Below are 1,152 nucleotides of genomic sequence, written 5' to 3' on the forward strand. Positions count from 1 at the left end.
CGATCGCGGCCAGCTCTTCCCCATCCAGGGGGGGCAGGGGCGGCAGGGGCTGGCCCAGCCAGCCGAACCAGCGGTCCAGCTCCGGGGTGGCCGGAATGCGCCCGGCGCATTGTTGCTGAAGCGCCGCGGCCGCCTCCAGGGGAAACTGCCAGCAGCCACGGCGGCTGAGCCACTGGCCCCGGGGGCGGATGGCCCGCAGCTGCGCCTGGGTGACCGCGTCGAACGGACTGACCACCTCGATCAGACCCGAGGCGCCCAGGCGCATCTGCACCAGGGGGGTGGCCAATGCGGCAAAAAGCAATCATGAACACATTGACACCCGGGACGCTGCGGGCAAACTTCCGCCAACCGAGGCGCGCTGATGCAGGCCAGGGATGGAGTCTTTCTCGAAGATCTCTGCCCCAAGCTGCGAGCGCGACGATGGCGACAGTCGCTGCATCGGATGACCGGCCGCCGCTGCCTCTACTGCGGCGAGGCGTCGGAATCCATCGACCACGTGCATCCCCTCAGCCGCGGCGGCCAGAGCATCACCGAGAACTGCGTGCCGGCCTGCCTGGGCTGCAACGGCCGCAAGGGGGACAGTGACGCGTTCGTCTGGTATCGGAGCCAGCCCTTCTACGACCCGCGTCGGGCGATGGCCCTGCGGGCCTGGACCGACGGCGATCTGCGCTTGGCGCTGCGCCTGCTCCAGTGGGTGGCCCCCGCCGAACCGGAGACGGCCACGGCCGCCGAAGCGGAGGTGACTCACCAGACGCGGCAGGCCTCCACGCCGTTGTGGCGGTGGCAGATGGCCTCCTGATCGAGGGGCTGCTCCGGCGCCAGCACCACGGCCCCCAGCACCAGACCCACGGCCAGCAGCAGCGGGGCGGCGGCCCGGTGACGGCGGGCCGGTGCCCGATGGCCGCGTCCGGCGAGCGGCTGGCCGAGGGCCCGCTCGACGGAGCGACAGAGAGGGCGGGATGGCGCGAGGCCGACAGGGAGACTGGCACCGAACGACGAGGTGGTCACGGGATGGGGAAACGGACAGTGATACAGATGTACTGATGGCGGCGGATTCTGTCAACCCGGGGGCCGGCGGCATCGAGCGGATGCTGGTGCTCGGCGGCGGCTACACCGGCCGCCGCGTCGCGCGGGCGCTGGAGGCGGCCGGCG

General features: G+C 71.9%; 2 protein-coding genes and 1 pseudogene. 1 reads left to right on the forward strand and 2 read right to left on the reverse strand.

All coding sequences use genetic code 11. The annotated features are described in order from the left end of the window. Nucleotides 1–265: pseudogene (locus tag VB737_RS16840) on the reverse strand (hypothetical protein); the annotation flags it as partial. 96 nt (nucleotides 266–361) lie between these two features. Between VB737_RS16840 and VB737_RS16845 the strand changes: the two are divergent. Then, nucleotides 362–799 (forward strand): HNH endonuclease, encoded by a 438-nt coding sequence (locus tag VB737_RS16845; protein WP_094587030.1) that lies wholly within the window; start codon nucleotides 362–364, stop codon nucleotides 797–799. Here VB737_RS16845 and VB737_RS16850 read toward each other — a convergent pair. After that, nucleotides 745–1,008 (reverse strand): hypothetical protein, encoded by a 264-nt coding sequence (locus tag VB737_RS16850; protein WP_500314661.1) that lies wholly within the window; start codon nucleotides 1,006–1,008, stop codon nucleotides 745–747. The two genes, VB737_RS16845 and VB737_RS16850, sit on opposite strands and share 55 nt — an antisense overlap. Between the last annotated feature and the right edge of the window lie 144 nt (nucleotides 1,009–1,152).

Source organism: Synechococcus sp. BA-120 BA3, assembly GCF_034931285.1.
Taxonomy (GTDB): Bacteria; Cyanobacteriota; Cyanobacteriia; order PCC-6307; family Cyanobiaceae; genus Cyanobium.